Origin of the sequence: Shimia sp., assembly GCF_022448905.1 — a bacterium.
Taxonomy (GTDB): domain Bacteria; phylum Pseudomonadota; class Alphaproteobacteria; order Rhodobacterales; family Rhodobacteraceae; genus Shimia.
In genome coordinates this window covers 168,665-193,359 of sequence record NZ_JAKVCW010000007.1, presented here as the reverse complement: position 1 = coordinate 193,359, position 24,695 = coordinate 168,665, and the positions used below count along the sequence as shown (strand labels likewise).

24 protein-coding genes are annotated in these 24,695 nt (G+C 58.9%); 17 read left to right on the top strand and 7 right to left on the bottom strand.

From position 1 onward, the window contains the following. Positions 1-72 precede the first annotated feature (72 nt). The gene (locus tag MK208_RS10715) at positions 73-1,026 is read right to left on the bottom strand and encodes an aspartate carbamoyltransferase catalytic subunit (protein WP_294116497.1); all 954 of its coding nucleotides are present in this window, start codon (positions 1,024-1,026) and stop codon (positions 73-75) included. Positions 1,027-1,152: 126 nt separating this feature from the next. Here MK208_RS10715 and MK208_RS10710 point away from each other — a divergent pair, with 126 nt between their 5' ends. The 5 genes from MK208_RS10710 to MK208_RS10690 all read left to right on the top strand — a co-directional run bounded on the left by MK208_RS10710 (position 1,153) and on the right by MK208_RS10690 (position 8,096). Next, on the top strand, positions 1,153-1,944 hold the full coding sequence (locus MK208_RS10710) for a uracil-DNA glycosylase (RefSeq protein ID WP_294116496.1): 792 nt from the start codon (positions 1,153-1,155) through the stop codon (positions 1,942-1,944). After that, positions 1,941-2,546, top strand: coding sequence for a metallophosphoesterase (locus tag MK208_RS10705; protein WP_294116495.1), 606 nt, complete (start codon positions 1,941-1,943; stop codon positions 2,544-2,546). Before MK208_RS10710 ends, MK208_RS10705 begins: the two co-directional genes overlap by 4 nt. A gap of 9 nt (positions 2,547-2,555) precedes the next feature. Continuing rightward, positions 2,556-3,101, top strand: a complete 546-nt coding sequence (gene moaB, locus MK208_RS10700; RefSeq protein ID WP_294116493.1) for a molybdenum cofactor biosynthesis protein B — start codon at positions 2,556-2,558, stop codon at positions 3,099-3,101. Positions 3,102-3,239: 138 nt separating this feature from the next. Then, on the top strand, positions 3,240-4,694 hold the full coding sequence (locus MK208_RS10695) for an HlyD family efflux transporter periplasmic adaptor subunit (protein ID WP_294116491.1): 1,455 nt from the start codon (positions 3,240-3,242) through the stop codon (positions 4,692-4,694). A gap of 3 nt (positions 4,695-4,697) precedes the next feature. Next, positions 4,698-8,096 carry an efflux RND transporter permease subunit gene (locus MK208_RS10690; RefSeq protein WP_294116490.1) on the top strand — a complete coding sequence of 1,133 codons (3,399 nt, stop codon included), beginning with the start codon at positions 4,698-4,700 and terminating at the stop codon, positions 8,094-8,096. On the opposite strand, the gene MK208_RS10685 is transcribed toward MK208_RS10690, so the two are convergent. After that, positions 8,088-8,906, bottom strand: coding sequence for a protein-disulfide reductase DsbD domain-containing protein (locus MK208_RS10685; RefSeq protein WP_294116489.1), 819 nt, complete (start codon positions 8,904-8,906; stop codon positions 8,088-8,090). The genes MK208_RS10690 and MK208_RS10685 overlap by 9 nt on opposite strands. Before the next feature lie 151 nt (positions 8,907-9,057). Here MK208_RS10685 and MK208_RS10680 point away from each other — a divergent pair, with 151 nt between their 5' ends. Further along, positions 9,058-9,642, top strand: a complete 585-nt coding sequence (locus MK208_RS10680; RefSeq protein ID WP_294116488.1) for a YqgE/AlgH family protein — start codon at positions 9,058-9,060, stop codon at positions 9,640-9,642. Between the two features lie 14 nt (positions 9,643-9,656). Here the strand turns inward: MK208_RS10680 and MK208_RS10675 are convergent, their stop codons facing one another. Continuing rightward, positions 9,657-10,604 (bottom strand): L-threonylcarbamoyladenylate synthase, encoded by a 948-nt coding sequence (locus tag MK208_RS10675; protein ID WP_294116487.1) that lies wholly within the window; start codon positions 10,602-10,604, stop codon positions 9,657-9,659. A 115-nt stretch (positions 10,605-10,719) separates the two neighbouring features. On the opposite strand from MK208_RS10675, the gene MK208_RS10670 reads away from it, so the two are divergent. The 5 genes from MK208_RS10670 to MK208_RS10650 all read left to right on the top strand — a co-directional run bounded on the left by MK208_RS10670 (position 10,720) and on the right by MK208_RS10650 (position 14,835). Then, entirely contained in the window at positions 10,720-12,438 is a 1,719-nt protein-coding gene (locus MK208_RS10670; RefSeq protein ID WP_294116486.1) for an acyl-CoA dehydrogenase, read from the top strand. Further along, complete coding sequence (locus MK208_RS10665; protein WP_294116485.1) at positions 12,438-13,481, top strand: MBL fold metallo-hydrolase; 1,044 nt, start codon at positions 12,438-12,440, stop codon at positions 13,479-13,481. Before MK208_RS10670 ends, MK208_RS10665 begins: the two co-directional genes overlap by 1 nt. 15 nt (positions 13,482-13,496) lie before the next feature. Beyond that, positions 13,497-13,955, top strand: coding sequence for a DUF6173 family protein (locus tag MK208_RS10660; protein ID WP_294116484.1), 459 nt, complete (start codon positions 13,497-13,499; stop codon positions 13,953-13,955). A gap of 90 nt (positions 13,956-14,045) precedes the next feature. Continuing rightward, complete coding sequence (locus MK208_RS10655) at positions 14,046-14,180, top strand: aa3-type cytochrome c oxidase subunit IV (protein ID WP_294116483.1); 135 nt, start codon at positions 14,046-14,048, stop codon at positions 14,178-14,180. Between the two features lie 25 nt (positions 14,181-14,205). Beyond that, on the top strand, positions 14,206-14,835 hold the full coding sequence (locus MK208_RS10650) for a hypothetical protein (RefSeq protein WP_294116482.1): 630 nt from the start codon (positions 14,206-14,208) through the stop codon (positions 14,833-14,835). 79 nt (positions 14,836-14,914) lie between these two features. On the opposite strand, the gene MK208_RS10645 is transcribed toward MK208_RS10650, so the two are convergent. Both MK208_RS10645 and MK208_RS10640 read right to left on the bottom strand, forming a co-directional pair. Beyond that, complete coding sequence (locus MK208_RS10645) at positions 14,915-15,238, bottom strand: AzlD domain-containing protein (RefSeq protein ID WP_294116481.1); 324 nt, start codon at positions 15,236-15,238, stop codon at positions 14,915-14,917. Beyond that, positions 15,235-15,948, bottom strand: coding sequence for an AzlC family ABC transporter permease (locus MK208_RS10640; RefSeq protein ID WP_294116479.1), 714 nt, complete (start codon positions 15,946-15,948; stop codon positions 15,235-15,237). The genes MK208_RS10645 and MK208_RS10640 overlap by 4 nt, the downstream gene beginning before the upstream one ends. A 149-nt stretch (positions 15,949-16,097) precedes the next feature. Between MK208_RS10640 and MK208_RS10635 the strand changes: the two genes are divergently transcribed. Genes MK208_RS10635 through glp form a run of 4 tightly spaced genes read left to right on the top strand, consistent with a single transcriptional unit; the run spans position 16,098 to position 19,395 of the window. Then, positions 16,098-16,985: a formate dehydrogenase accessory sulfurtransferase FdhD gene (locus MK208_RS10635; protein WP_294116478.1), complete on the top strand. Its 888-nt coding sequence runs from the start codon at positions 16,098-16,100 to the stop codon at positions 16,983-16,985. Then, positions 16,982-17,602 (top strand): molybdenum cofactor guanylyltransferase MobA, encoded by a 621-nt coding sequence (mobA, locus tag MK208_RS10630; protein WP_294116476.1) that lies wholly within the window; start codon positions 16,982-16,984, stop codon positions 17,600-17,602. Before MK208_RS10635 ends, mobA begins: the two co-directional genes overlap by 4 nt. Before the next feature lie 2 nt (positions 17,603-17,604). After that, positions 17,605-18,114 (top strand): molybdopterin-guanine dinucleotide biosynthesis protein B, encoded by a 510-nt coding sequence (mobB, locus tag MK208_RS10625; protein ID WP_294116475.1) that lies wholly within the window; start codon positions 17,605-17,607, stop codon positions 18,112-18,114. A 9-nt stretch (positions 18,115-18,123) separates the two neighbouring features. Next, a complete protein-coding gene (gene glp / locus MK208_RS10620) occupies positions 18,124-19,395 on the top strand; it encodes a gephyrin-like molybdotransferase Glp (protein ID WP_294116474.1) in 1,272 nt (423 codons plus the stop codon). Positions 19,396-19,427: 32 nt separating this feature from the next. On the opposite strand, the gene MK208_RS10615 is transcribed toward glp, so the two are convergent. Together MK208_RS10615 and greA are read right to left on the bottom strand one after the other, a co-directional pair. Further along, the gene (locus MK208_RS10615; RefSeq protein ID WP_294116473.1) at positions 19,428-20,450 is read right to left on the bottom strand and encodes a hypothetical protein; all 1,023 of its coding nucleotides are present in this window, start codon (positions 20,448-20,450) and stop codon (positions 19,428-19,430) included. A gap of 26 nt (positions 20,451-20,476) precedes the next feature. Then, complete coding sequence (gene greA, locus MK208_RS10610) at positions 20,477-20,947, bottom strand: transcription elongation factor GreA (protein ID WP_294116471.1); 471 nt, start codon at positions 20,945-20,947, stop codon at positions 20,477-20,479. 252 nt (positions 20,948-21,199) lie between these two features. Between greA and MK208_RS10605 the strand changes: the two genes are divergently transcribed. Continuing rightward, positions 21,200-22,849, top strand: a complete 1,650-nt coding sequence (locus MK208_RS10605; protein WP_294116469.1) for an electron transfer flavoprotein-ubiquinone oxidoreductase — start codon at positions 21,200-21,202, stop codon at positions 22,847-22,849. Between the two features lie 111 nt (positions 22,850-22,960). Next, positions 22,961-24,667: a tetratricopeptide repeat protein gene (locus MK208_RS10600; RefSeq protein ID WP_294116468.1), complete on the top strand. Its 1,707-nt coding sequence runs from the start codon at positions 22,961-22,963 to the stop codon at positions 24,665-24,667. The last annotated feature ends 28 nt before the right edge of the window (positions 24,668-24,695 follow it).

Below are 24,695 nucleotides of genomic sequence, written 5' to 3'. Positions count from 1 at the left end.
CAAAGGCAAACATCACCAATAGCGCCACGGTGGCGACCATGCCGGACATGCGCGGGTCTTTGGGATCTTCGCTCATGCCATCACCTCTGTCTGGCGGGAGGCACGCAGGTTGCGCGCCAACAGGTCCATCGCCGCCATACGCACGGCCACGCCCATTTCCACCTGCTCCTGAATGACCGAGCGGTTGATGTCGTCGGCAATCTCGCCATCGATCTCCACGCCGCGGTTCATCGGGCCGGGGTGCATCACAATCGCATCGTCTTTGGCATGGGCCAGCTTGGCGGCGTCCAGACCATAGCGGTGATAATACTCGCGCTCCGACGGAATAAACCCGCCGTCCATACGCTCTTTCTGAAGGCGCAGCATCATCACCACGTCCACATCCTTGAGACCTTCTTCCATGTCTTCATAAATCTCCGCACCGAACTCGGCGAAATTGCCGGGCACCAATGTCGGCGGCCCGATCAGGCGCACGCGGTTTTCCATCTTGCCGAGCAGGATCAGGTTGGAGCGCGCCACACGGCTGTGCGCAATGTCGCCACAGATCGCGATGTTCAGGCGGTGCAACCGGCCTTTGGCGCGGCGAATGGTCAGGGCATCAAGCAACGCCTGTGTTGGGTGCTCATGTCGACCATCTCCGGCGTTCAGCACGGCGCAATTCACTTTCTGCGCCAGCAGGTCCACCGCACCGGAATGGGGGTGACGCACGACCAACAGGTCAGGATGCATCGCGTTGAGCGTCATCGCCGTATCAATCAGCGTCTCGCCCTTTTTGATCGAACTCGCCTGCATCGCCATGTTCATCACATCGGCGCCCAAACGTTTGCCCGCGATCTCAAAACTCGCCTGTGTGCGGGTGGAGTTCTCAAAGAACATGTTGATCTGCGTGAGACCGGCCAGCGCATCGGAATGCTTCTGCGCGCGGCGGTTCTGATCGACGTATTGATCCGCGAGGTCCAGCACGGTGGTGATCTCTTCGGGCCGCAAAGGCTCGATCCCCAAAAGATGCTTGTGATCAAAGCGCATGTGCTGCTCCTTTTGCCGAGATTGGCCTGCTTATATGAAGGCGGAGAAGGCGGGGCAAGCACCCGTCGTCGGGATCGAAGACTATGCGCCCTTTTGTCTGTCGATCAGCCGGTCTACTCTGCGGCTATGGAATCGGCATTGGACTATCATACGGCGCGCGCCTTGCTGGAATGGCATGTGGAACTTGGCGCCACCGAAGCCATTCTGGACGCGCCTCTGGACCGCTACGAAGTCCCCAAAGAAGACCCCAAGAAAAAAGCCGCTGCGGCCATGCCGGAGGCGCCTGCCGCACCGGTTCGTAAGCCCGCGATCGATCCGGTGGCGGAGGCTGAAAAGGCCGCAAAAGCCGCAGGGGATCTTGCTGCGCTGGAACAAGCCTTGGCGCAGTTTGAACATTGCACCCTCAAACGCGGCGCGCGCAAAATGGTCTTTGCTGATGGCAATCCCGCCGCGCGCGTTATGGTGCTTGGGGACGCGCCGGATCGGGATGAGGATCGCGCAGGCAAACCCTACATGGGCCGCGCTGGCACTTTGTTTGACAATATGTTTGCCGCGCTGGACATGGGCCGCGATGTGCCGCTGAGCAAAGACGCCGTCTACATCGTGCCGGTTGTGCCCTGGCGGGCGCAACGGGGGGGCGAAGTGCCGCCAGCCGTTTTGGCCATGATGCGTCCCTTTGTGGAGCGCCATGTGCAACTGGTCGCGCCCGACTATATTGTGGTGATGGGCAACGCCGCCTTGGAGTGCGCCACCGGCAAGCGTGGCATCAACCGGGCCCGTGGCGAGTGGCAGACATACTTTGACAAACCGGTGCTGCCGATGATGAGCCCCTCGGAGCTGTTGCGCCGTCCGGCTCTAAAACGTGAAGCATGGGCCGACCTATTGAGCCTGAAAGCCAAACTGGACGCGACCCCATGAAGATTCTCGCCTTCTCCGACCTGCACCGTGCTGCCCCTGCGGCCCGTCGCCTTGTTGAGATGAGCCAGGACGCAGATCTGGTGATTGCGGCAGGGGATTTTACAAACCACCGCATAGATTTGCCCGGAGCCTTAGACCTGATCGCGGGCATCACCGCGCCGATCCTCATGGTGCCGGGCAACAACGAAAGCGAAGACGAATTGCGCGCCGCTGCGCCCAGCAACGCCACGGTCCTTCACGGTGAGGCGAATACCTTCGAGGGCCTCAATATCTTTGGCCTCGGCTATGCCGTGCCTGTCACGCCCTTCAAAGACTGGTCCTGCGACCTCGACGAGCAAACCGCCGCCAACATGCTCACCGCCTGCGAAACCGCCGACATCCTGATCAGCCACTCGCCACCCAAGGGCCATGTTGATGTGACCTCCACCGGCCTCTCACTTGGCTCCACCGCAGTGCTTGAGGCAATAGAGCGCATTGCGCCGCCCTTGGTCCTATGTGGTCATATCCACGATTGTTGGGGCCAGTCGTCGCAGGTTGGCCCGTCCAAAGTTGTGAACCTCGGACCCACCGGCACGTGGTTTGACATAGAGCCATCCGCCTAGGAGACCGCCATGGGCCGCATCGACGAAAGCAAAACCTTCATCCCCGTGAAGATCGCCATCCTGACAGTGAGTGACAGCCGCGACCTCAGCCAAGACCGATCTGGCGACACACTGGTGGCTCGGCTGGAAGAGGCGGGGCACGTTCTGGCCGACCGCACAATCATCAAAGACGAACGCGCCGAAATTGCCGACCAACTCCGCGCATGGTGCGCGGATGAGGCCATCGACGTGATCATCTCCACTGGCGGCACCGGCCTCACCGGGCGTGACGTCACTGTGGAGGCGCACCGCGACGTTTATGAAAAAGAAATCGAGGCCTTTGGCACTGTTTTTACCATGGTGTCGATGCAGAAAATCGGTACCTCCGCTGTGCAATCCCGCGCCACCGGCGGCGTGTCCAACGGCACTTATCTCTTCGCGCTGCCCGGCAGCCCGGGTGCCTGCAAAGACGCTTGGGACGAAATCCTGAAGTACCAGCTCGACTACCGCCACATGCCCTGCAACTTTGTGGAAATCATGCCGCGGCTGGACGAGCACTTGAAGCGGTCCAAGTAATTTCAGGCCTCCGCCAAACTTTTTGACAGAAAATGTGACGGAACGTTTGCACCTGTCCGTATCACCTATGCGTGCCTTGGCTTTTGACCCGGGCAAGCGCATCATGGACCATACCACCGACGCTGGGAGGCGAGGCAGATGAGATTTTTGCGGCAAAGTCTGACGGGGCTGTTTTTGCTCTCCGCTACAGTGGCTTTGATCCTTTATGCGGGCAGCCTTGTTTTTAACGCTGTCGAAGAGCGTATGGCCCGCGACAGCAAAGGTCCGCCTGCGCGCGAGCGTGTCTTTACGGTCAATGTAAAAACCGCACAGCCCGGCGCAGAGACACCGGAATTGGTCGCCTTTGGTGAGGTGCAAAGCCGCCGCTCTTTGGAAGTCCGCGCCGCTGCCGCAGGCACGGTGATTTTCCTATCCGAGAATTTTGAGGACGGTGCCAATGTCTCAGCGGGCGAAGTGCTCGCCAAAATTGACCCCACCAAGGCCCGCTATGCCTTGGACCGCATCGCTGCGGACCTTCTGGACGCAGAAGCGGAACAGCGCGACGCGGACCGCACGCTGATCTTGGCGCAGGACGAACTGAAATCCGCCGAGGCGCAGTTGGGTTTGCGCCAAAAAGCCTTTGATCGCCAGATCGACCTACAAGAGCGTGGCGTGGGCACCGCGGCTGCTGTCGAAGTGGCTGAGCTGGCGCAAGCCGCCGCGCGTCAGTCTGTCTTGTCCAACCGCCGTGCTTTGGCACAGGCTGAGGCCCGCGTGGATCAGGCCAAAACCCGCCTGGACCGCACCAAGATCCTGCTGGCCGAGGCGCAGAAAGACCTCGACGACACCATCATCACCGCGGATTTCTCCGGCACGCTGTCGGAGGTCAACATCGTGCAGGGCGGTTTGGTCTCTATGAACGAACGCCTTGCGACTTTGATCGATGCACAAGCTCTGGAAGTGGCTTTCCGTGTGTCCACCACGCAATACGCACGGCTTTTGGATGACGCCAACAACCTGCAACGCGCGGAAGTCAAAGTGGCTATGGATGTACTGGGTGCAGACCTGACGGCAACTGGTGTGATTACCCGCGATGCCGCCGCCGTGGGCGAAGGCCAAACCGGGCGCGTACTTTATGCCCGCCTTGATGGCCCGCGCGGCCTGAAGCCCGGCGATTTTGTCACCGTGCGCGTACGCGAACCCGAGTTGGAAGACGTTGTGCGTTTGCCTGCCACCGCGATCAACGCCGCCCATGAGGTGCTGGTTGTGGGCGAAGGCAACCGCTTGACCACCCAAAAAGTCCGCCTTGTGCGCCGGCAAGGCGACGACGTGTTGGTGCGCGGACGTGGTTTGGCAGGGCAACAGGTGGTGTCGCGTCGCACACCGCTTTTGGGTGAAGGCATCGCGGTGAAGCCCCTGACCGGTGAGGAAAAAATCCCCGACGCCCCAGCCATGGTCGCCTTGAGTGAGGAGGAGCGCGCCAAGTTTGTCGCCGCAATTGAGGCCAATGGGCGCATTCCGTCAGACGCCAAAAAACGCATGTTGCAGGCGCTCAGCCAACCGGAAGTGCCCGCGCGTATGGTGGAACGCCTGCGCAGCCGGATGGGGGGCTAAGCCATGCGGGAAATCGGCGACCGCGCCAGCGGCATTCTGAGCTACTTCACCCGCCACGCCACCGCCGCCAACCTGCTTTTGGTGGTGCTGATATTGGCGGGAATCGCCGCTATGCCACGCATGCGGGCGCAGTTCTTTCCGGATGTGATTGTTGACAACGTGACAGTTTCGGTTGTCTGGGAGGGGGCAGGGGCCGAAGATGTCGATGCGGCGATTGTACAGGTGATGGAGCCTGCCCTGCTTGCTGTGGAAGGTGTGGAGAGCACCGCCTCGCGCTCCACCGAGGGCAGCGCCCGCATCACGCTGGATTTTGAGCCCGGCTGGGATATGGCCCGCGCGACCGATGACGTCCAAGTTGCCGTGGACGCGGTAAACACCTTGCCAACTGAAGCTGAAGACCCAACGGTCCGGCGCGGCGCTTGGCGTGATCGTGTCACCGATGTGGTCATCACCGGTCCATTGGACATTGATCAGATCGCGCGATTTGCCGATGAATTTGTCGCGCGGCTTTATACCGAGGGTGTCACCCGCACCACCATTCGCGGCTTGGCTGAACGGCAGACCATTGTCGAAGTATCCTCTGTGGATCTGATCACCCACGACATCTCCATGGAGCAAATCGCGCAGGCCGTGACGCAAGAGGTCAACGCAGACCCGGCTGGCGACGTAACGGGGGCCTTTGCTCGTGTGCGCACAGGGGTGGAAAAACGCGCCCCGGATGAGATCGCCGGCATTGTGCTGCGCTCCAATTCCGATGGCACCAAACTGACCGTGGACGACGTGGCCACTCTGCGCGTTGAGGGCGTGGATCGCAACCGCACCTATTTTGTTGGCGAAGATCCAGCAATTTCAGTTCGTGTAGATCGGACAGAGGCCGGGGATGCCATTGCGATGCAGGCGGTGGTTGAAGATGTTGCAGCCGAGATGCAGGCGACCTTGCCGCAAGGCGTGAAAATCGAGCTGATCCGCACCCGCTCAGAGGCGATTACCGGACGTTTGAACCTGTTGATTGACAACGGTCTGATGGGGCTGGCTCTGGTGATCGTGCTGTTGTTCTTGTTCCTGAATGCCCGCACGGCCTTCTGGGTGGCCGCTGGTATTCCAACGGCGATGTTTGCCGCCGTAGCTCTGATGTATGCGGCCGGGCTCACGATCAATATGATCTCGCTGTTTGGCCTGATCATCACACTCGGTATTGTGGTCGACGATGCAATTGTGGTGGGAGAACACGCTGACGCCCGCGCGCGCCGCCTCAATGAGACACCATTTGTAGCGGCCGAAAACGCCGCCAAACGCATGTCGCTGCCGGTGTTTTCCTCCACCATCACCACCGTGATTGCCTTCTTTGGCCTAACCTTTATTGGCGGTCGCTTTGGCGATCTGATTGCGGACATCCCGTTCACAGTGATTGTGGTGCTGATGGCGTCTCTGGTCGAATGCTTCCTGATCCTGCCACACCACATGGCACATGCCATTAAAAACTCCGCCAAAGAGCATTGGTACGATGTGCCCTCCCGCGTGGTGAACCGCGGCTTCCGCTGGGTGCGCGAAACTCTGTTCCGCCCCTTCATGCGCTTTGTGATCTGGGCACGGTATCCTGTCATGGCGGTGGCCGTGGTTGCTCTGGCCATGCAAGCGGCGCTGTTCATAGGCGGTGACGTAAAATGGCGCTTTTTCAACGCGCCGGAACGCGGCTCGGTGACCGGTAACTTCGCCATGCTGCCAAGCGCCTCTCGCGCCGACAGCCTGGCGATGATGAAAGAGATGCAACGGGCCACAGAAGAATTGGGCAAAGACTACGAGGAGCGGTTTGGTACCAACCCTCTGGACTATGTCATTGCGGAGATAGGCGGTAACTCCGGCCGCTCCATTCCCGGCTCAGAGAGCCTTGATCCTGATCTGCTGGGCAGCATTGCCATTGAACTCATCGATGCCGACCTGCGCCCCTATTCCAGCTTTGCCTTCGTCGGCGAGCTGCAAGACCGTGTCGCGCGCCACCCCTTGGTGGAAACCATCAGCTTCCGAGGCTGGCGCTCCGGTCCCGGCGGTGATGCGCTGGACGTACAGTTCTCCGGCGCTGACAGCGAAACGCTCAAATCCGCCAGCGAAGCCTTAAAAACCGCGCTGGAAGAGTTTGGTGAGGTCTCCGCCGTCGAGGACAACCTCAGTTACGACAAAGAAGAGCTGATCCTAGAGCTGACCCCGCAAGGTCGCGCGCTGGGCTTTTCCATTGACGCCCTAGGTAAGGTCTTGCGCCATCGCCTCAACGGCATCGAAGCTGCCACCTATCCCGACGGCCCCCGCAGCGCCGCGATCCGCATTGAGCTGCCCGAAGGGGAACTCACCGCAGACTTCCTAGAAGGCAGCCTGATGCGCACCCCAAACGGGGCTTACGTGCCGCTCGCAGATGTTGTGACCGTGCAAAGTCGCACCGGCTTCTCCACCGTGCGCCGTGAAAACGGCGTGCGCCTGATCTCTGTGACCGGCGATATCTCTGAGGATGACCCGGCCCGCGCCGAAGCCATCCTGGAACAGCTGCGCAGCGACATTCTACCGACCATTGCCAGCGAAAAGCAGGTCGAATGGCGACTCGCAGGCTTGGCGGAGCAGGAAGACGAGTTCCTCAATGACGCCCGCTCAGGACTGATCCTTTGTCTTGCCGGCATCTATCTGGTGCTGGCCTGGGTGTTCTCAAGCTGGACCCGCCCTATGGTGGTTATGGCGATCATTCCCTTTGGTCTGGTCGGTACGATCTATGGCCATTGGTGGCACAACGTGCCGCTGTCGATGTTCACGGTTGTTGGCCTGCTGGGCATGACCGGCATCATCATCAACGACAGCATCGTGCTGATCACCACAATTGACGACTACGCCAAAGACCGCGGGGTGATCCCTTCGATCATTGACGGCGCCGCCGACCGATTGCGCCCAGTGTTCCTAACCACGGCCACCACCGTGTTGGGCCTTGCTCCTCTGCTGTTTGAACGCAGCGCGCAGGCGCAGTTTCTCAAACCTACCGTGATCACACTGGTCTACGGGTTGGGTTTTGGCATGTTGCTTGTGCTTCTGGTGGTGCCGGCTTTGGTGGCGATCCAGTATGATGTCACCCGCCAGATGCAGGCCCTGCGCCGCGCCCCCCGTGCCAAAGGCATACGCGCTGGCGTGCTCTTGTGTGCAACAGTTATCGCTGCATGGCTGGTGGCAACTTTCGGCTGGGTGTTGCTGAACGGTGAGATTCATCCGCTTCTGGCGCAAGCTGGCCTGCCCACGGAAACCTTCAACAGCACTTTCCCAGCGCTGTTGCTGTTCCTCGTCGGGGCATGGTTAATTTCGTTCGGAGGCTATTTGGTCGGCGTCGCCTGGATGATGCTGCGCGGACGCAACAAATCAGCATCAGCCTGAGCAGCCAATAATATCCACCGCATGGTTGGCACCCAGCACGGTGAACCGCAGATCGGCGCGGTTCACCATGAAAGAACTGGCGTCCACATGCATCATCTCGGTTTCGGTCACCAATGCGCCGCCCTGGCGTTTGGTGGTGCCTTCCGCCACCCAGACATGGGGATCGGCGGTTTCCACCACCGCCACTTCAGAACCGCCAGCGCTGGGCATGTGAATGGTCGCCTTTAGCGCCACACCGTTTGAGGTTGGCGACAGTTTGCAAGTCACTTTGCCGACGCCGGCTTCGCGTGCCGTTAACGGCTGATCCACCAGCGCCGCTGTAATCTCCGCATCGCGCGCGCCACTGGGCGGCAGCTCTGCTTTCACTTTTAGGCGTTGCGGCACACAGATATCGCGGCAAACACCTATATCCAACGTGGCTTTCAACCGCACCGGCTTGCCTGCATCTTTCGGCGCAATCCGCACCGGCAACACAAGTTCATCACTGTAGCCAATCGAGCGCATGCCGTTTTGGTTAAACACTTCCGGTGTAGGCCACTCCAGCGCCACGCTGCCCATATTGCGCGATCCGCTCCAGGTGATCTGCGGTGGAATGCCCGCGTCCCCCGGCGCGCGCCAATAGGTCTTCCAGCCGGGGTTCAGGGTGATCTTCACCGCCGCCATATGGTTGCCCTCCGCGTCGCGCCAGCCGGGCAAAACCTCGGCCTGCACCACCTGATCAAAGGATTGCGCAGATGCACTTGCAGGCAAAAGGGCAGGGGCGATCAGCGCGGCTAGCGCCAGCGAGGGGAGGAGGGAGTGTGTCTTCATGCCCCACACATGGGCCAAACCGGGTTAAAATCCAACTCACAATCCGATCAGAAAACCGAGAGCGATTGAAACAGTTTGCTTACCTCTTGCGTCTACTCTCTGGGAAACACATGTTGAAAGAAGACGTCGACATTCAACGTATGAGGTCCCCTTGGACACGACACAAGACACTGACACACAAATGGATTTAACCGGACAGCTGCTCATCGCCATGCCTGGCATGAGTGACCCGCGTTTTGCCCATTCGGTGGTGTTCCTCTGTGCACATTCGTCAGATGGCGCCATGGGGTTGATCGTGAACAAGGCGATTGATGGCGTGAAGCTTTCGGATTTGTTTGAGCAGCTCTCGATCAAACCCAAATCCCCTGAGTCGGCCTCTTCTCTGCATTTTGGCGGCCCAGTTGAAACCGGGCGTGGCTTTGTGCTGCATTCGCCAGAATACAAATCCGACCTGTCTAATCTCGAAGTTGGCGCGACCTTTGCCCTGACCACAACACAGGACATTCTCGACGACATGGCGCAGGATTTGGGGCCGCATAAGGCGCTCACCTTGCTGGGCTACAGCGGCTGGGGGCCAGGGCAATTGGAAAACGAGATCAGCGACAATGGTTGGCTGATTGCGGATGCCACCGATCAGATTGTCTTTGACACCAAGAACTCGGACAAATGGGCCGAGGCGCTTAAGAGCATTGGGGTGGATCCGCTAACGCTCAGCTCCGCGGCAGGACACGCGTAAGTCCTTTTTCTATTTTATGTATCCCGGGGTGCAGCCGCGCGGCGCAGCCGGTCATTGATTGCGCGCCCAAGTCCATGGTCCGGAATGGGCGAGACCGCAATAGGCGCATCGCCATCGGCGTCCAGCGCGTGCAGGTGGTGGAATAGGTTGGCGGCGGCTTCGGTCAAATCGCCGGCTGCGCTGAGGTTCAAAGTCGCTCCATCAACCTTGCCAAACCCCAACAGGCGCTCGCCGTTCACGATCTCGACCGCGTTCAGGCGCACCGACGCGCCAGGCGCGTAGTGAGACAGCATTTGCCCCGGTGCCATAAGCGGATCAGCTTCCGAGCGGATCACAACCGGACGTCCCAGAGCGGCTTCAATTGCTTCCTGTGGCAACCCACCGGGGCGCAACAAAGTGGGCTCGTCAAACAGGCCCAGAATGGTGCTTTCCACGCCAACCCCACAGTCGCCGCCGTCCACCACAGCCTCGATCCGACCGGATAGGCCATTGATCACATGCTGCGCGCGGGTGGGGCTGATTTTGCCCGATGGATTGGCGGACGGTGCGGCCACTGGCCCGTCAAATGTGGACAGCAAAGCTTGCGCCACCGGGTGTTCCGGCACGCGGATCGCCAAGGTTGGCAGGTTGGCCGTCACAAGTGGCGACAATCCAGAATCATCTCGCAGTGGCAGCACAAGGGTGAGCGGCCCGGGCCAGAAGGCGGCGGCCAGACGGTCTGCCATGTCATTCCAATGCACGTAGCGTTTTGTCGCAGCCACATCCGCCACGTGCACAATCAACGGATTGAAAGTGGGGCGGTTTTTGGCCTCAAAAATCCGCGCTACAGCTTTGTCCTGACGCGCGTCTGCGCCAAGCCCGTATACCGTTTCCGTCGGGAAAGACACCAATCCGCCCCCCTGCAAAACCGATGCTGCGCGCGCAAAGCCAGTGGCGTCGGGGGAGAGGGGTTCTGTGTCCACGGGGCGCTCCTGTGACGCTGCGTTTTTCTGTGATCGGTTCAACAAGGCCCTTATCGTAAGGCCCAAAGCTGCATACAAGCAGCCGCAAGTAATGCCAAGCCTGCCGGAGAGACCGATGCCCTTTCGCGCCCCAGTAACCGATATTCAGTTCCTTTTTGACCACGTGGTGGATTTTGCAAAAGTCACCTCCACCGAGCGCTTTGCCGACGCGGACCGCGACACCACCGAGGCGATCCTGCTGGAAGCGGGCAAGATGGTTGAGGAGGTCATGGCGCCGATCAACCGCAACGGCGATCTGACCCCGGCGGTTCTGGAAAACGGCGTTGTGCGCACCTCTCCAGGTTTTGCCGAAGCCTACAAAGCCATTGCCGAAGGCGGCTGGATTTCCACTTCCGCCTCGCCGGAATACGGCGGCATGGGTCTGCCCCACACCATCACCACCGCGGTGAATGAGATGATGGCGGCTGGTTGCCTGTCGCTGCAACTCAACCCGCTGATGACCCAAGGCCAGATCGAAGCGCTAGAGCATCATGCCTCTGAGCAGATCAAAGCCACCTATCTGGAAAAGCTGATCACCGGTGAATGGGCTGGTACCATGAACCTGACCGAGCCTGCCGCAGGCTCCGATGTCGGTGCATTGCGCTCTAAAGCCGAGCCCAATGGCGACGGCTCTTACGCCGTGACAGGTCAGAAAATTTACATCAGCTGGGGCGACAACGACTTCACCGGCAACGTCTGCCACCTCGTGCTGGCCCGTCTGCCCAATGGCGTGCCCGGCACCAAAGGCATCAGCCTCTTCATAGTGCCGAAATACATCCCGGATGAAAACGGCAACCCCGGCGTGGCCAACACTCTGGGAGTGGTGAGTCTGGAGCACAAAATGGGTCTGCACGGCTCCCCTACGGCGGTGATGCAGTTTGATGGCGCCAAAGGCTGGCTCGTAGGCGACGCGCATGACGGCATGAAATGCATGTTCACCATGATGAACAACGCCCGTCTGGGTGTGGGCGGTCAGGGTGTTGGCGCTGCGGAAGGCGCCTACCAGAAGGCGCTGGACTACGCGATGGAGCGCAAACAGGGCCGCACTCCGGTTGAAGGCGGCGGCACCATTGTGGACCACGCTGACGTGCGCCGCATGCTGGCCGGTATGAAGGCAGACATCTTTGCCGCCCGCGCCATCGAAATGGCCTGTGCCGTGGCGATCGACATGGGCACCGCCACCGGTGACAAGGATTGGAAAGCCCGCGCCGCCTTTCTGACCCCGATTGCTAAGGCCTTCGGCACCGATGTGGGCATCAAGGTCTCTGAAGATGGTGTGCAAGTCCACGGCGGTATGGGCTTCATCGAGGAAACCGGTGCGGCGCAGTATTCCCGCGATGTGCGCGTGACAGCGATCTATGAGGGTACCAACGGTATCCAATCCATGGACCTCGTGGCCCGCAAGCTGATGGACGGGGGCGACGCCGCCTATGCGCTGCTTGATGAAATCGAAGATTGCGCTGAAAAAGTCCGCGAGAGCATGTCTGATTTGGCCGAGCCGCTGTGGCAGGCCACCGAGACCCTGCGCGAAGCCACCGAATGGATGGTTGCGCAAGGCAACATGAACGACCGCTTTGCCGGCTCCGTGCCCTTCCTGCGCGGCTTTGCTCGCGTGCTGGGCGGCTACTTCCACCTGCGCGCCGCCATTGCCGAAGGCGGCGACGGCGCACGCACGCGCCTGGCCCGTTTCTACATGCAGCGCCTGCTGCCGGAACACGCCGGTGTGCTGGTGCACGCGATGCAGGGCGCAGATGACCTCTATGCGATCACGCCAGAAGATCTGGGCGCAGCCTGATGAAAGACGGCGCGGCAGGCATTCGCTACCCATGGGACACCCCTCCGGCGGAGGGGGAGGCCATCGAAGTGGCCACTGGTGTCCTCTGGATGCGCCTGCCGTTGCCGATGAAGCTCGACCACGTCAACATCTACGCGTTGGACGAAGGCGACAGCTGGACCATTGTCGACACCGGCTTTGACAGCAAACGTGGCCGCGCCATCTGGGAAACCCTGATGGCCGGTCCGCTGGGCGGCAAACCGATCTCGCGCGTTGTGGTCACCCACCACCACCCCGATCATGTTGGCCTCGCCGGTTGGTTCCAAACCGAGCACGGCGCCAGCCTTTGGACCACCCGTACGGCTTGGCTCTTTGCGCGCATGCTGCAACTGGACGAACAGGCGGTGCCACGTCAGGAAACGCTGGATTTCTATCGCGCCTGCGGCATGGACGAGGAAATCTACAACCAACGTGCCAGCGAACGCCCGTTCAATTTTGCCGACGTCGTCGCGCCGATGCCTCTGGGTTTCAAACGCATCAAGCAGGATGACGTGATCGAGATGGGCGGTCGCAGATGGACCGTACATATCGGCAACGGCCATGCGCCGGAGCACGCCACCTTCTGGTCCCAGGATGACAACCTTGTGCTGTCGGGCGATCAAATTCTGCCCTCGATCAGCTCCAACATTGGCGTCTACGCGACCGAACCCGAGGCCGATCCGGTTGCCGACTGGCTCGAAGCCTGCGAACGTCTCAAGCAATATGCCCGGGACGATCAACTGATCCTCGGGGGGCACAAGCTGCCCTTCACCGGTGCGCCTTTGCGGATGAAGCAACTGATCGAAAACCACCACGGTGCACTCAAGCGCCTGTTGGAGCATCTGGACACGCCACAAACCGCCGCAGAGTGCTTCCTTCCGCTGTTCAAACGCCAAATTGATGGGGGGGCTTACGGTCTTGCTTTGGTCGAAGCCCTTGCACATCTCAACCATCTTTACCAAGTTGGCGCTGCAAGCCGCACGACGCGCGAAGACGGCGCGTATCTGTGGCAACGAATAGACTGACAGGCGCGAACACCTATGACTGATGAGATCAAAACCACCGCGGAAGCCATCGAAGCGGAGGCTTTGCCACGCTTGTACGAGGTGCATTCTGACCCTGATGCGGAAACCGTTGCGGTGCCCGACGACATCGCCAAACAGCCGGTGAAACAGAAAAGTGCGGCGGAATGGGCCTATGAACGCCTGATCCTCTACATTCAGAACTTCGAAAAGCAGCTCGATAACGAGCACGAAGTGGCCATGGGCTTTGTCGGCGGCGAAGCGGGTGTGTTGCGCATCGAGGGCATGGGCTTCTTTGATCCAGATATCGTGACCTTTTATGGCACCGACAGCAGCGGCATCAAAACCCAATTGGTGCAGCACGTTAGCCAGCTCAACGTCATGCTTCGGGCTTTGCCAAAACAGAAAGACACTGGCGAGGCCCCCTCCCGGATTGGTTTCCGATTGGCCGAGGGGCTGAAGAAAGACAGCGCCTAAACGCTATGCACCACCCTGCGACACCTGAGTGGGTGACAGGGCCAGATGAATCAGCTATCCAGCGCTCTAGCAACAGGAAGGATTACCCAGATGGCAGAACACAAGCACGGCTCGATGAACATCGAAGCACAGGAAAAAGCATTTGAAGGCTTTATCAAATGGTCCACCTACGTGTCGGTTGCCGCGATTGCCGTTTTGATTTTCCTGGCGCTGTTCAACAGCTGATCGCGTCTCGCCGGGGTTCTCAGGTATGAATGTTTTGGTACGTGGTTTGGCGCTTGTGGCGCTGGTCGCTTCAGTGTCGGCCTGTTCGGTGCGAAATCCGGCGTCCAGCAACTCGCCGGACGCCGCTGTGGAGGCCGCGCGTTATGTGCATGACGGCCCTAAACAGCTGACGCTCTACACCATGATCTCCAACGAGAGCGGCTCCGGCGCGCATACCTCGTTGATGATCAATGGCAGCCAGCGCGTGGCTTTTGACCCGGCTGGCTCCTTCCGCAAAGAGGACGCGATCGTTGCAAAAAACGATGTGGTCTACGGCATGACACCTTATATGGTGGATCAGTACACCCGCTTTCATGCGCGCGAGACCTACCATGTGGTGGTGCAGTCCATCGACGTGAGCCCGCAGGTTGCGGAGATGGCCCTGCGCGGCGCCGAGTCGCTGGGTCCGGTGACCGAGGCACAATGTGCAAAATCTACCTCTGCGCTGTTGAAGACCTTGCCGGGTTTTGAGGATGCGCCGCAGTCTTATTATCCGCGCAAGTTGATGGACTACTTTGCCGACAAAGGCGCGACCTATGATCGTCTGTTTGAGTACGACGACGACGACAAGTCCAAGGTGCTCGCCGCCTTTGTCCCGGAATACGAACGTCAGTAAGATCTCGAAAATGATGCACAGAAGCGCATCGCCACAGTCGCAAAACAGCCGTGATACCGACGCAATACCGACGTGGATTTTAGAGGAAATACAGCCCCAGAAACAACGCCGCCGCGCCGCTGAAAATCGCCGCCAAAACGTTCTTAGTGGCATAGCCCACGCCAAGCGTCACTGCCGCCGCCGCCAGCCGCGCTGGGTCCGGTTGCCCTTCCGTTGCCGCAGGCCACAGCACAAGTGGTGCCACCAGCCCTGGCAGTACAGCCACAGCCGTATAGCGCAAATGGCGCAGCACCCACTCAGGCAATTCCCGGTCGCCGATCACGCCCAAAAACAGGAAGCGCAACCCAAAGCTGCCCATCCCCATGGCGACAATGATCACCCAGACGGTTGTGCTCTCACTCATGCCATGTCCTTGTTTTCGGTGCGCAATTCCACAAAGGCCCCAGTCATCATACCTGCAATCCCTGCCGCGATCAGGCCCAGGTTCCAGGGCAGGAAGGCGAAGAGCAGCGCGCAGATGACCGAGACCACTGCCGCCGCAACATGCGCCTTGGTGCGCAGCATTGGACCAATCATCGCAAGGAAGGTGATGGGCACCGCAAAATCGAGCGCAAAGCTGTCTGGAATGGACTGTCCCACTAAAGCACCTACCAGCGTTGCAAGGTACCAATTTGGCAGAACCGGCGCGATAACCCCTGCAAAATAAGAGGTTTTTTGCGCCAGCGTCATCTCCGGACGCTTCTCATATTCCATGACCGAAAGCGCATAGCTTTGATCTACCAGACTATAAGCTACTAACGCCCGCCGCCACACTGGCAACGGCCCAAGGTGCGGCGTCATAGAGGCCGAGTACATCGCCATCCGCAGGTTCACTGCCAGTGCTGAGGCGATCACCACAATGGTTGGCGCATTGTCCGCCATCAACTGCAGCGCTGTGAACTGCGCGGCACCTGCGATCACCACAATCGAAAAGCTCATGACCTGCACCAAAGGCAGTCCTGCCTCGGTGGCCACAACGCCAAACAACATGCCAAACGGCCCGACCACCAGCACAAACGGCAACCCATCCCGGAAGCCGCGCCAGAAGATGGATCTATCCCAATATGACGCCATAAAAGCCTCGCTGAAATGTACCTTAGTCGGGGTAGCGAGTTGGCCACGGCTGCGCAAGCGTTGTGAACGCAAGGTCGCAGCAAAGTTTTTGATGGTGGCAATACAAAAAAATCATCACTAGTTTGCCCACTAATCAACGGAGGACACCCATGGCAGACGCGCCGGACTTGGCACAATATCTGATTGCCCCTGATCCCAAAGCGCCACGCTTGACCCGCGCCGTCACTGGCGTGGATCACCTTGGGCAGGAAACCGAAATTTCCGTTGTAGAAGAACGGCCTCTGACGATTTACCTCAACAGCCAGGAAATCGTGACAGCCATGACCATTGGCGACTATCCGGAGTATCTGGCGGTTGGTTTTCTGCGCAATCAGGGCATGTTGCGCGACGGTGATGTTGTCACGCGGGTGGACTATGATGAAGAGCTCGAAGTGGTTGTCGTGCGCACCGAAACAGAGACCAATCACGAAGAGAAACTCAAGAAAAAGACCCGTACATCGGGCTGTGCCGTGGGCACCGTTTTTGGCGACATGATGGAAGGCTTGGAAGGGGTAGAGCTGCCTCAGACGCAGGTCAAAACCAGCGACCTCTATGCGCTCGCCAATACCATCAATCGCACGCCGTCGCTGTATCTGGAGGCCGGTGCCATTCATGGCACTGTGCTCTGCCAAGGCGCGCGGCCGTTGGTCTATATGGAGGACGTTGGCCGGCATAATGCGGTCGACAAAATCTCTGGGTGGATGTTTCAGCACGGAGAAGTAGCGGCGGATAAGATGCTCTACACCACCGGTCGGCTCACGTCCGAGATGGTGATCAAATGCGCCTTGATGGGCATTCCCGTTCTTGCATCTCGTTCCGGGTTCACCGCTTGGGGCGTGGAGATCGCGCGCCAAGTGGGGCTTACCGTAATTGGCCGGATGCGAGGCCAGCGTTTTGTCTGCCTCAGTGGCGAGGAGCGCTTGCTGCGCGATGTTGATCCAGCCAGTGTGCCGGACGAGGGCAAAAAGCACGCGCGTAAAGGGGGATATGGTCGATGAAACAACCCCTTGGCGTGATTTTGGCGGGAGGCCAGGCCACCCGCATGGGCGGTGGCGATAAGGGCCGCTTGGCCTTAGGTGGCAATACCATTTTGCAGCACGTGATCGACCGTTTGGAGCCACAGGTGGCTGGCATGGCGCTCAACGCCAATGGCGACCCAGCGCGGTTTGCGGATCTGGAACTACCTGTAATTCCGGACTCTCTGGCGGAGTTTCCTGGGCCTTTGGCTGGTGTGTTGGCCGGTCTGGACTGGGCGGCAGAGCAGGGGGCGGATGCGATTGTGACGGCCGCAGCCGACACGCCATTCTTCCCCTGTGATTTGGTGCCACAACTCTTGCTGGCTTCTGAAGCCAGACCGCATCCGCTCGCCTTGGCCGCTTCGGGAAAGCCGGGCGGCAAACTCTGGCGACAGCCGACCTTTGGGCTCTGGCCCGTGGCTCTGCGGGAGGACTTGAGGGCAGCCTTGGAAGCAGGCTTGAGAAAAGTTGTGATCTGGACGGACAAACATGATGCAGGTCAAGCCGCCTTTGTGCAAAGCGGGATAGACCCTTTCTTTAATGTGAATACACCGGAAGATCTTGAAGAGGCGCGCCGGATTGCTGGAGAGATGGAATAACAATGCAAATCTATGGCGTTGTCGGGTGGAAAAATTCGGGCAAAACCGGGTTGATGGAACGTTTGGTGACCGAAATCACGGGGCGCGGCTTTAGTGTGTCCACAGTCAAACATGCGCATCACAGCTTTGACGTGGATCACCCGGGTAAGGACAGCCACCGCCATCGGGTGGCTGGGGCGCGGGAGGTCTTGTTGGCGTCCAAAAGCCGCTGGGCGTTGATGCATGAGTTGCGCGATGAAGATGAGCCAACGCTTGAGGACCTGCTCACCAAGCTCTCAGATGTCGATCTGGTGCTGGTGGAAGGCTATAAACGGGATGCCCACCCCAAGGTCGAAGCGCATCGTCAGGAGACCGGCAACGCGCTGATTTCGCCGGAAGATCCGACCATTCGCGCAATTGCCAGCGACGTGGCGCTGGAAAACGACAAACCGGTATTTGACTTGAACGATACAAAGGCAATTGCTGATTTTATTCTGTCTGACTTGGGGATGAGCGCGTCACCCGCCGGTTAGGAGGCCCATATGTCCAAGCAAAATGAACTGGTGCCGCCGCCTCTGAAAAACGATTGTTTTTCTTTGCCCGCGGACACGCATTGGACGCCTGTGTCTGAAGCCCTGACGCTTCTAAAGGAACGACTTCATGTATGTGTTGACACGGAAACGGTCCCGCTGTTTGCAGCCTTGGGCCGGATCGTGGCAGAGGATGTTGTCGCGCGGCGGTCCAATCCGCCACAGCCGAACTCTGCGGTGGATGGCTACGGGCTGCATCATGCCGATATCATTGAAGGGCCGCAAACGCTGCCATTGGTGGCAGGTCGATCAGCTGCGGGTGACCCGTTTGAAGGAGAACTGCCTTCCGCTCACGCTGTACGCATCCTCACAGGGGCCACCGTGCCTGAAGGCGTGGACACTGTGATCCTGCAAGAAGACGTGACCACCGATGGCACGGCAATTGCCTTTCACGGTCCGCTCAAAAAAGGCAGCAATACCCGAAAGGCAGGGGAGGACGTAGCCGTCGGCGGTGTCATCCTCGCCAAAGGCCAGCGCATTACGCCTGCCGATCTGGCCTTGGCGGCCGCAACAGGCGTGTCACAGCTGTTGGTGTTCAAGCGCTTGCGTGTGGCGGTGGTTTCCACCGGAGACGAGTTGGCGGAGCCAGGTCAGGACGCGCGGCCAGATCAGATTTTTGACGCGAACCGCCCCATGCTGCTTGCTATGATCGCCCAATTTGGTTTTGAGCCCATAGACATGGGCCGCGCGCCGGATGATCGTGACGCCTTAAAAAGTTTCTTGGATGAAGCTGCAAGTTCTGCGGATATGATCCTGACTTCCGGCGGTGCCTCTGCGGGCGATGAGGACCACATGTCCGCCTTGCTCAATGAAACCGGTTCCATGACGCTGTGGCGGCTGGCAATCAAACCGGGCCGTCCATTGGCTCTGGGGATGTGGGCTGGCACGCCTGTGTTTGGCTTGCCGGGCAACCCTGTGGCGGCAAAGGTTTGCACGTTGATTTTCGCCAAACCCGCTATGGACGCTTTGGGCGGTGCCGGATGGCAGGAACCGGTGGCGCAACGGGTACCCGCGGCTTTTGCAAAGTCCAAGAAAGCTGGGCGGCGCGAATATCTGCGCGCGCGCTTGCGGGACGGGCGGGCGGAGGTGTTCAAATCCGAAGGTTCCGGGCGGATCAGTGGGTTGAGCTGGGCTGAAGGGTTGGTGGAGCTACCAGACGACGCCATGGACGTAGAGGAGGGCACGGAGGTGCTTTACTACCCTTACTCCGCGTTTGGGCTGTAGATGTGAAAAAGGCGCTCGATGGAGCGCCTTTTTTAGTCGAAGATCCCGGCCACGCGGCCTAGCAGCATAAAGGCGCGGGCGGTGCGGGTTTCCGAGAGGGCCGCAATGTCCGCGTCTGATGCGGTTTCTTCAAACTCCACAAAGCACTTATCAAAACGGCGCAAGAAGTGATGCGCGGCGTCGCGGAAGATCGGGTCTTGTTTCATGCGACCTGCAGCCAGCGCCAGCGAACTGCGGTCACGCACACCGCCCAAGGCCGCAATTGGCTTCCCACGTTCGCCACTTGCAAACCGGCGCCAGATTTCCGGGCGTGCTAAGTCTGGGCGCAGGTCGTCCATGTAGATGCCGTCCTGACTCAGTAGCGTCAGAACATCCTGGCTGGCTTGAATCAGTTGGGCCGCTTGACGGTCCCGCAGCGCTTTGCGTAACGCGGCAAAGCCTTCGGCATCATCGGCGTTTTCCGGGAAGTTCAGGGCTTGGATGAAATCTGAACGGGGCAGAGGCGGGGACAGTTCTTCAGCAGGTGTTCCCAAGGCCAGGGTGCCCTGATCCGCCTGGTCGTCCTTCACAGGCTCGGCTTCCTGTGATTTGCGGATGCCATCATCACGTTCGCGGCTCGACGAAAAAGTCGCCAGCGCAGTTTCCGTTTTCCGCGTCGCCGCCGCAATCTCGTCGAGCTTCTTCGCGACCGAAGGCTCCACGCCTTGCTGTGCCTGCACGCCCTGAGCCTGATTGACATAAGTGCGGCGCATGGCGTCGATCGCCGCCTGCAAGCGGGCGCTCTCTTCGCGCATAACGCGGGAAGACCGCGCAGCTGTGGCCGCCACCCAGATCATCGCAACCGGCATGAAGACTGCCAATAGCGTCATGAGGAACTGCAGGCCGCTGCTGCCATCAACCGGATTGTGCTCCAGCACCAGGAAAAACACCACAGACCCCACCAGCCAAACAAAGCTTAGGCCCACCGCAATCAACTCGATTGAAGTGACTTTGGGGCCGTTTGGTTTGTCATAGATGCCCAGCGGCGTTGGCTGGGAATCGGTGTCGTCTGTCATGCGGGGCCGCATCTTAACTATCTGGTTCACTGATAAGAAATACTGAGAACTTCGTAACTTTTCTCGCCGCCCGGCGTGCGGACTTCGACGCTGTCGCCTTCTTCTTTGCCAATCAAAGCACGTGCGATGGGCGATTTGATGTTGAGCAGGCCTTTTTCGACATTGGCTTCATGTTCGCCGACAATCTGCCAGGTCTTTTCTTCGTCGGTGTCTTCGTCCACCAATGTGACGGTTGCGCCAAACTTAATAGCACCGGAGAGGGACGCTGGATCAATAACTTCCGCCAGGCCAATCACCGCTTCCAGTTCCTTTACACGCCCTTCGATGAACCCCTGTTTTTCACGTGCAGAATGGTATTCTGCGTTTTCTTTCAGGTCGCCTAGCTCGCGCGCAGAGGCAATCGCCTCGATGATCGCGGGGCGTTCCACCGTTTTCAACTGCTTCAATTCCGCTTCGAGCGCCGAGTGCCCGGCGCGGGTCATTGGTATTTTTTCCATGGGTGCGGTCCCGTTGGTCTTTGGCCGCCTAAAAGGCCGGGCGGCGAGTATGTTTTATGTACTAGCACGGCAGAGTGCCCTGAGACCTCTTTCAAATGCAAGAGGGGGAAACAATGCAAGTAGAAATACGTTGTGCCGCCGCAAAATTACGCAAATGAGGCGAAATGTCGTGGGGTTCCGATTGACGTATTGATTATAGTCGGGCTAGCAGGTGCGAAAGATTATTACCCAGCGATCCGAAAGGGGAAGCCAATGTCGGAAATCGAACGCGAAGCCATGGAGTATGACGTTGTCATCGTTGGTGCAGGTCCTGCTGGCCTATCGGCAGCGATCCGTCTGAAGCAATTGGACGCGGACCTTGATGTTGTGGTCTTGGAAAAAGGGTCCGAGGTGGGTGCGCACATTCTTTCAGGTGCTGTTCTGGACCCTTGTGGTTTGGACGCGCTGATTCCTGACTGGAAGGCCAAAGGCGCGCCGCTGAACACGCCGGTGAAGGAAGATAATTTCTATATGCTGGGCGAGGCGGGCGAAATTCGCGTGCCAAACTTCCCGATGCCGCCGCTGATGAACAACCACGGCAACTACATTGTGTCCATGGGCAACGTCTGCCGCTGGATGGCGGAGCAGGCGGAAGAGCTTGGAGTTGAAATCTTCCCAGGTATGGCCTGCTCTGAGCTGGTTTATGGCGACAATGGTGAAGTCAAAGGCGTGGTCGCCGGTGTCTTTGGTTTGGAAGAAGATGGATCTTACGGACCAAACACCGAGCCAGGAATGGAACTGCACGGCAAATACGTGTTCCTGTCTGAAGGCGTACGTGGGTCCCTCGCCAAAGAGGTGATTGCGAAATACAATCTTCAGGACGGCAAAGAACCGCAAAAGTTTGGCGTTGGCATGAAGGAGATCTGGGAGATCGACCCTGCCAAGCACAATCTCGGCGAAGTGACCCACACGATGGGCTGGCCGCTGGGTAAGAACGCGGGCGGCGGGTCCTTCATCTATCACCTGGAAAATAACCAAGTGTATGTCGGCTTTGTGGTGCACCTGAACTACAAGAACCCACACCTCTTCCCTTACATGGAGTTCCAGCGCTTCAAGCACCACCCAAAGGTTGCCGAGCTGTTGGAGGGCGGCAAGCGGGTTGCGTACGGCGCGCGGGCAATCTCGGAAGGTGGCTATCAATCCATGCCGAAAATGGTGGCGCCTGGTGTGGCGCTCCTGGGCTGTTCCGTGGGTATGGTCAACGTGCCGCGTATCAAAGGCAACCACAATGCGATGCTTTCCGGGAAAGCGGCCGCTGAAGCAGCGTTTGATGCGATCAAGGCTGAGCGTTCTGGCGACGAGCTTACCGCATATGAAACCGAGGTGCGCAGCGGTGCGATTGGCAAGGACCTGAAGAAGGTGCGCAATGTGAAGCCGATCTGGTCCAAATGGGGTCTGACAGCTTCCTTGATGCTTGGCGGCTTGGACATGTGGACCAACACATTTGGTTTCTCTCTTTTTGGTACCGTCAAGCATGGCAAAAATGATGCCGACGCGACCGAGGAAGCCAGCAAACACAAGCCGATTGAATACCCGAAGCCAGACGGCAAGCTGTCCTTTGACCGCCTGACAAACGTCAGCTTCTCGATGACCAACCACGAAGAAAGTCAGCCGTGTCACCTGCGTCTCGCCGACGGCGGTGTGCCGGTTTCGGTGAACCTGCCGAAGTTTGCGGAGCCTGCACAGCGCTATTGCCCCGCTGGTGTATACGAAGTGGTCGAAGAGGAGGGTAAAGACCCTCGCTTTGTTGTGAACTTCCAGAACTGTGTACACTGCAAAACGTGCGACATTAAAGATCCAAGCCAGAACATCACGTGGGTTACGCCACAAGGTGGCGATGGGCCTAACTACCCGAACATGTGATCTAACACGCGGAAATTTTACCAAAACATGGGGCGGCCAACGGGTCGCCCCATTGCGTGTTGGCAGCCCCCCGACTACCTTTGCTGGAAAGTCAGTGCATGGGAGTCTCACGTGGCCGGTCAATTTCTAAAAACAGTGGCGATCACCGCGCTATTGGCAACCACGTCTTTGCCGGTTCATGCGGACAGCATGGCCGGGGCCTACTTGGCTGCGCGACAGGCGAGCTATGGCTCGGATTATGCCGAAGCAGCGCGCTATTACAGTGACGCATTGACCAAAGATCCGAGCAACCCGTTGTTGCAGGAAAACGCAGTGTTGGCGTTTTTGTCTCTTGGCCAGATCGATCGCGCGATGCCGATCGCGCGGAAGATGGATTCGGATGGGCATCAAAGCCAACTAGCGGAGATGGCGATCACCGCAGGCTTGGTTGAGGACGAAAACTATGCCGAGCTGGCCGCGCGTTTGGAAAGTGCAGGGGTTGGCCCCCTAGTGGACGGACTGATGAAAGCCTGGGCGCAGATTGGCCGCGGGGCAATGTCCGAAGCCCTCGCCGCTTTTGACGAAGTGTCTAAGGAGCAAGGACTTGGAGGCTTTGCGGCCTATCACAAAGCTTTGGCTCTGGCATCTGTAGGGGACTTTGAGGGAGCACATGCGATTTTCCTCGAAGGTGCCATGAATGGCATGCAGTCGACCCGCCGTGGGGTTGTGAGCGAAGTGGAGATTCTGTCTCAACTAGAGCGCAATGAAGAGGCTATCCAGCGTCTGGACACTGCCTTTGGGGCAGACCTTGATCCGGAACTGCGCATGCTGCGCGAGCGTCTTGAGGCGGGCGAGGTGTTGCCATTCACGCATGTTGGCTCGGCAGCTGATGGGATTGCGGAAGTGTACTTCTCGATCGCCAATGCGCTGCGAAATGAAGCCAATGCGGATTACACCTTGCTCTATGCGCGTTTGGCGGAGTTTCTGCGGCCGGACCACACAGAAGCTCTGTTGCTAACGGCGGAATTGCTGGAAACGCTTGGCCGATATGAGTTGGCATCACAGACCTATCAGAAAGTGTCTGCCGATGATCCGTCTTTTCATGCGGCGGAGCTTGGTCGTGCAGAAGCCCTGCGTGAAGCTGGCAAAATCGAGGCGGCGATGGAGGTTCTGGAATCGCTGACGCGAAGCCAACCGGACTTGCCTTACGTGCACACCGCGCTCGGGGATCTGCGTCGGCAGGAGAAAGACTTTGAAGGGGCGATTGCGTCTTATGACACCGCTATCAGCCTCTATGACACGCTGGAGATGCGGCAGTGGTTCTTGTTTTACGCCCGCGCGATCAGTCATGAGCGGCTCGACAACTGGGAGGCTGCCGAGGCAGATTTTCGAAAAGCGCTGGAGCTAAACCCCGAGCAGCCGCAGGTGTTGAACTACCTTGGCTATTCCTTGGTAGAGAAGCAGATCAAGCTTGATGAGGCGCTGGATATGATCGAGCGCGCCGTCGCCGCTCGCCCGGACAGCGGCTATATCGTGGACAGTCTTGGTTGGGTTTTGTTCCGTCTTGGCCGTTATGAAGAAGCCGTTGGGCATATGGAACGCGCGACGGAATTGATGCCTGTTGATCCAGTCGTAACGGATCACTTAGGCGACGTATATTGGGCGGTTGGTCGCAAGCTTGAGGCGCAGTTTCAGTGGCGGCGAGCGTTGAGCTTTGTGGACGAGGAAACGGCTGAAGAAGCCAAGCCAGATCGTATTCGCCGCAAGCTTGAAGTTGGTTTGGACGTCGTACTGGAAGAGGAAGGCGCGGAGCCTTTGGCGGCCAAAGACGGTAATTAAAGCCTTTGCGCCGCCAGTTGAAAACTGG

Coding starts and splice junctions, on each gene's coding strand:
- MK208_RS10715 (WP_294116497.1), bottom strand. CDS start 1,026: ATGCGCTTTGATCACAAGCATCTTTTGGGGATCGAGCCTTTGCGGCCC.
- MK208_RS10710 (WP_294116496.1), top strand. CDS start 1,153: ATGGAATCGGCATTGGACTATCATACGGCGCGCGCCTTGCTGGAATGG.
- MK208_RS10705 (WP_294116495.1), top strand. CDS start 1,941: ATGAAGATTCTCGCCTTCTCCGACCTGCACCGTGCTGCCCCTGCGGCC.
- moaB (WP_294116493.1), top strand. CDS start 2,556: ATGGGCCGCATCGACGAAAGCAAAACCTTCATCCCCGTGAAGATCGCC.
- MK208_RS10695 (WP_294116491.1), top strand. CDS start 3,240: ATGAGATTTTTGCGGCAAAGTCTGACGGGGCTGTTTTTGCTCTCCGCT.
- MK208_RS10690 (WP_294116490.1), top strand. CDS start 4,698: ATGCGGGAAATCGGCGACCGCGCCAGCGGCATTCTGAGCTACTTCACC.
- MK208_RS10685 (WP_294116489.1), bottom strand. CDS start 8,906: ATGAAGACACACTCCCTCCTCCCCTCGCTGGCGCTAGCCGCGCTGATC.
- MK208_RS10670 (WP_294116486.1), top strand. CDS start 10,720: ATGCCCTTTCGCGCCCCAGTAACCGATATTCAGTTCCTTTTTGACCAC.
- MK208_RS10665 (WP_294116485.1), top strand. CDS start 12,438: ATGAAAGACGGCGCGGCAGGCATTCGCTACCCATGGGACACCCCTCCG.
- MK208_RS10660 (WP_294116484.1), top strand. CDS start 13,497: ATGACTGATGAGATCAAAACCACCGCGGAAGCCATCGAAGCGGAGGCT.
- MK208_RS10655 (WP_294116483.1), top strand. CDS start 14,046: ATGGCAGAACACAAGCACGGCTCGATGAACATCGAAGCACAGGAAAAA.
- MK208_RS10650 (WP_294116482.1), top strand. CDS start 14,206: ATGAATGTTTTGGTACGTGGTTTGGCGCTTGTGGCGCTGGTCGCTTCA.
- MK208_RS10645 (WP_294116481.1), bottom strand. CDS start 15,238: ATGAGTGAGAGCACAACCGTCTGGGTGATCATTGTCGCCATGGGGATG.
- MK208_RS10640 (WP_294116479.1), bottom strand. CDS start 15,948: ATGGCGTCATATTGGGATAGATCCATCTTCTGGCGCGGCTTCCGGGAT.
- MK208_RS10635 (WP_294116478.1), top strand. CDS start 16,098: ATGGCAGACGCGCCGGACTTGGCACAATATCTGATTGCCCCTGATCCC.
- mobA (WP_294116476.1), top strand. CDS start 16,982: ATGAAACAACCCCTTGGCGTGATTTTGGCGGGAGGCCAGGCCACCCGC.
- mobB (WP_294116475.1), top strand. CDS start 17,605: ATGCAAATCTATGGCGTTGTCGGGTGGAAAAATTCGGGCAAAACCGGG.
- glp (WP_294116474.1), top strand. CDS start 18,124: ATGTCCAAGCAAAATGAACTGGTGCCGCCGCCTCTGAAAAACGATTGT.
- MK208_RS10615 (WP_294116473.1), bottom strand. CDS start 20,450: ATGACAGACGACACCGATTCCCAGCCAACGCCGCTGGGCATCTATGAC.
- greA (WP_294116471.1), bottom strand. CDS start 20,947: ATGGAAAAAATACCAATGACCCGCGCCGGGCACTCGGCGCTCGAAGCG.
- MK208_RS10605 (WP_294116469.1), top strand. CDS start 21,200: ATGTCGGAAATCGAACGCGAAGCCATGGAGTATGACGTTGTCATCGTT.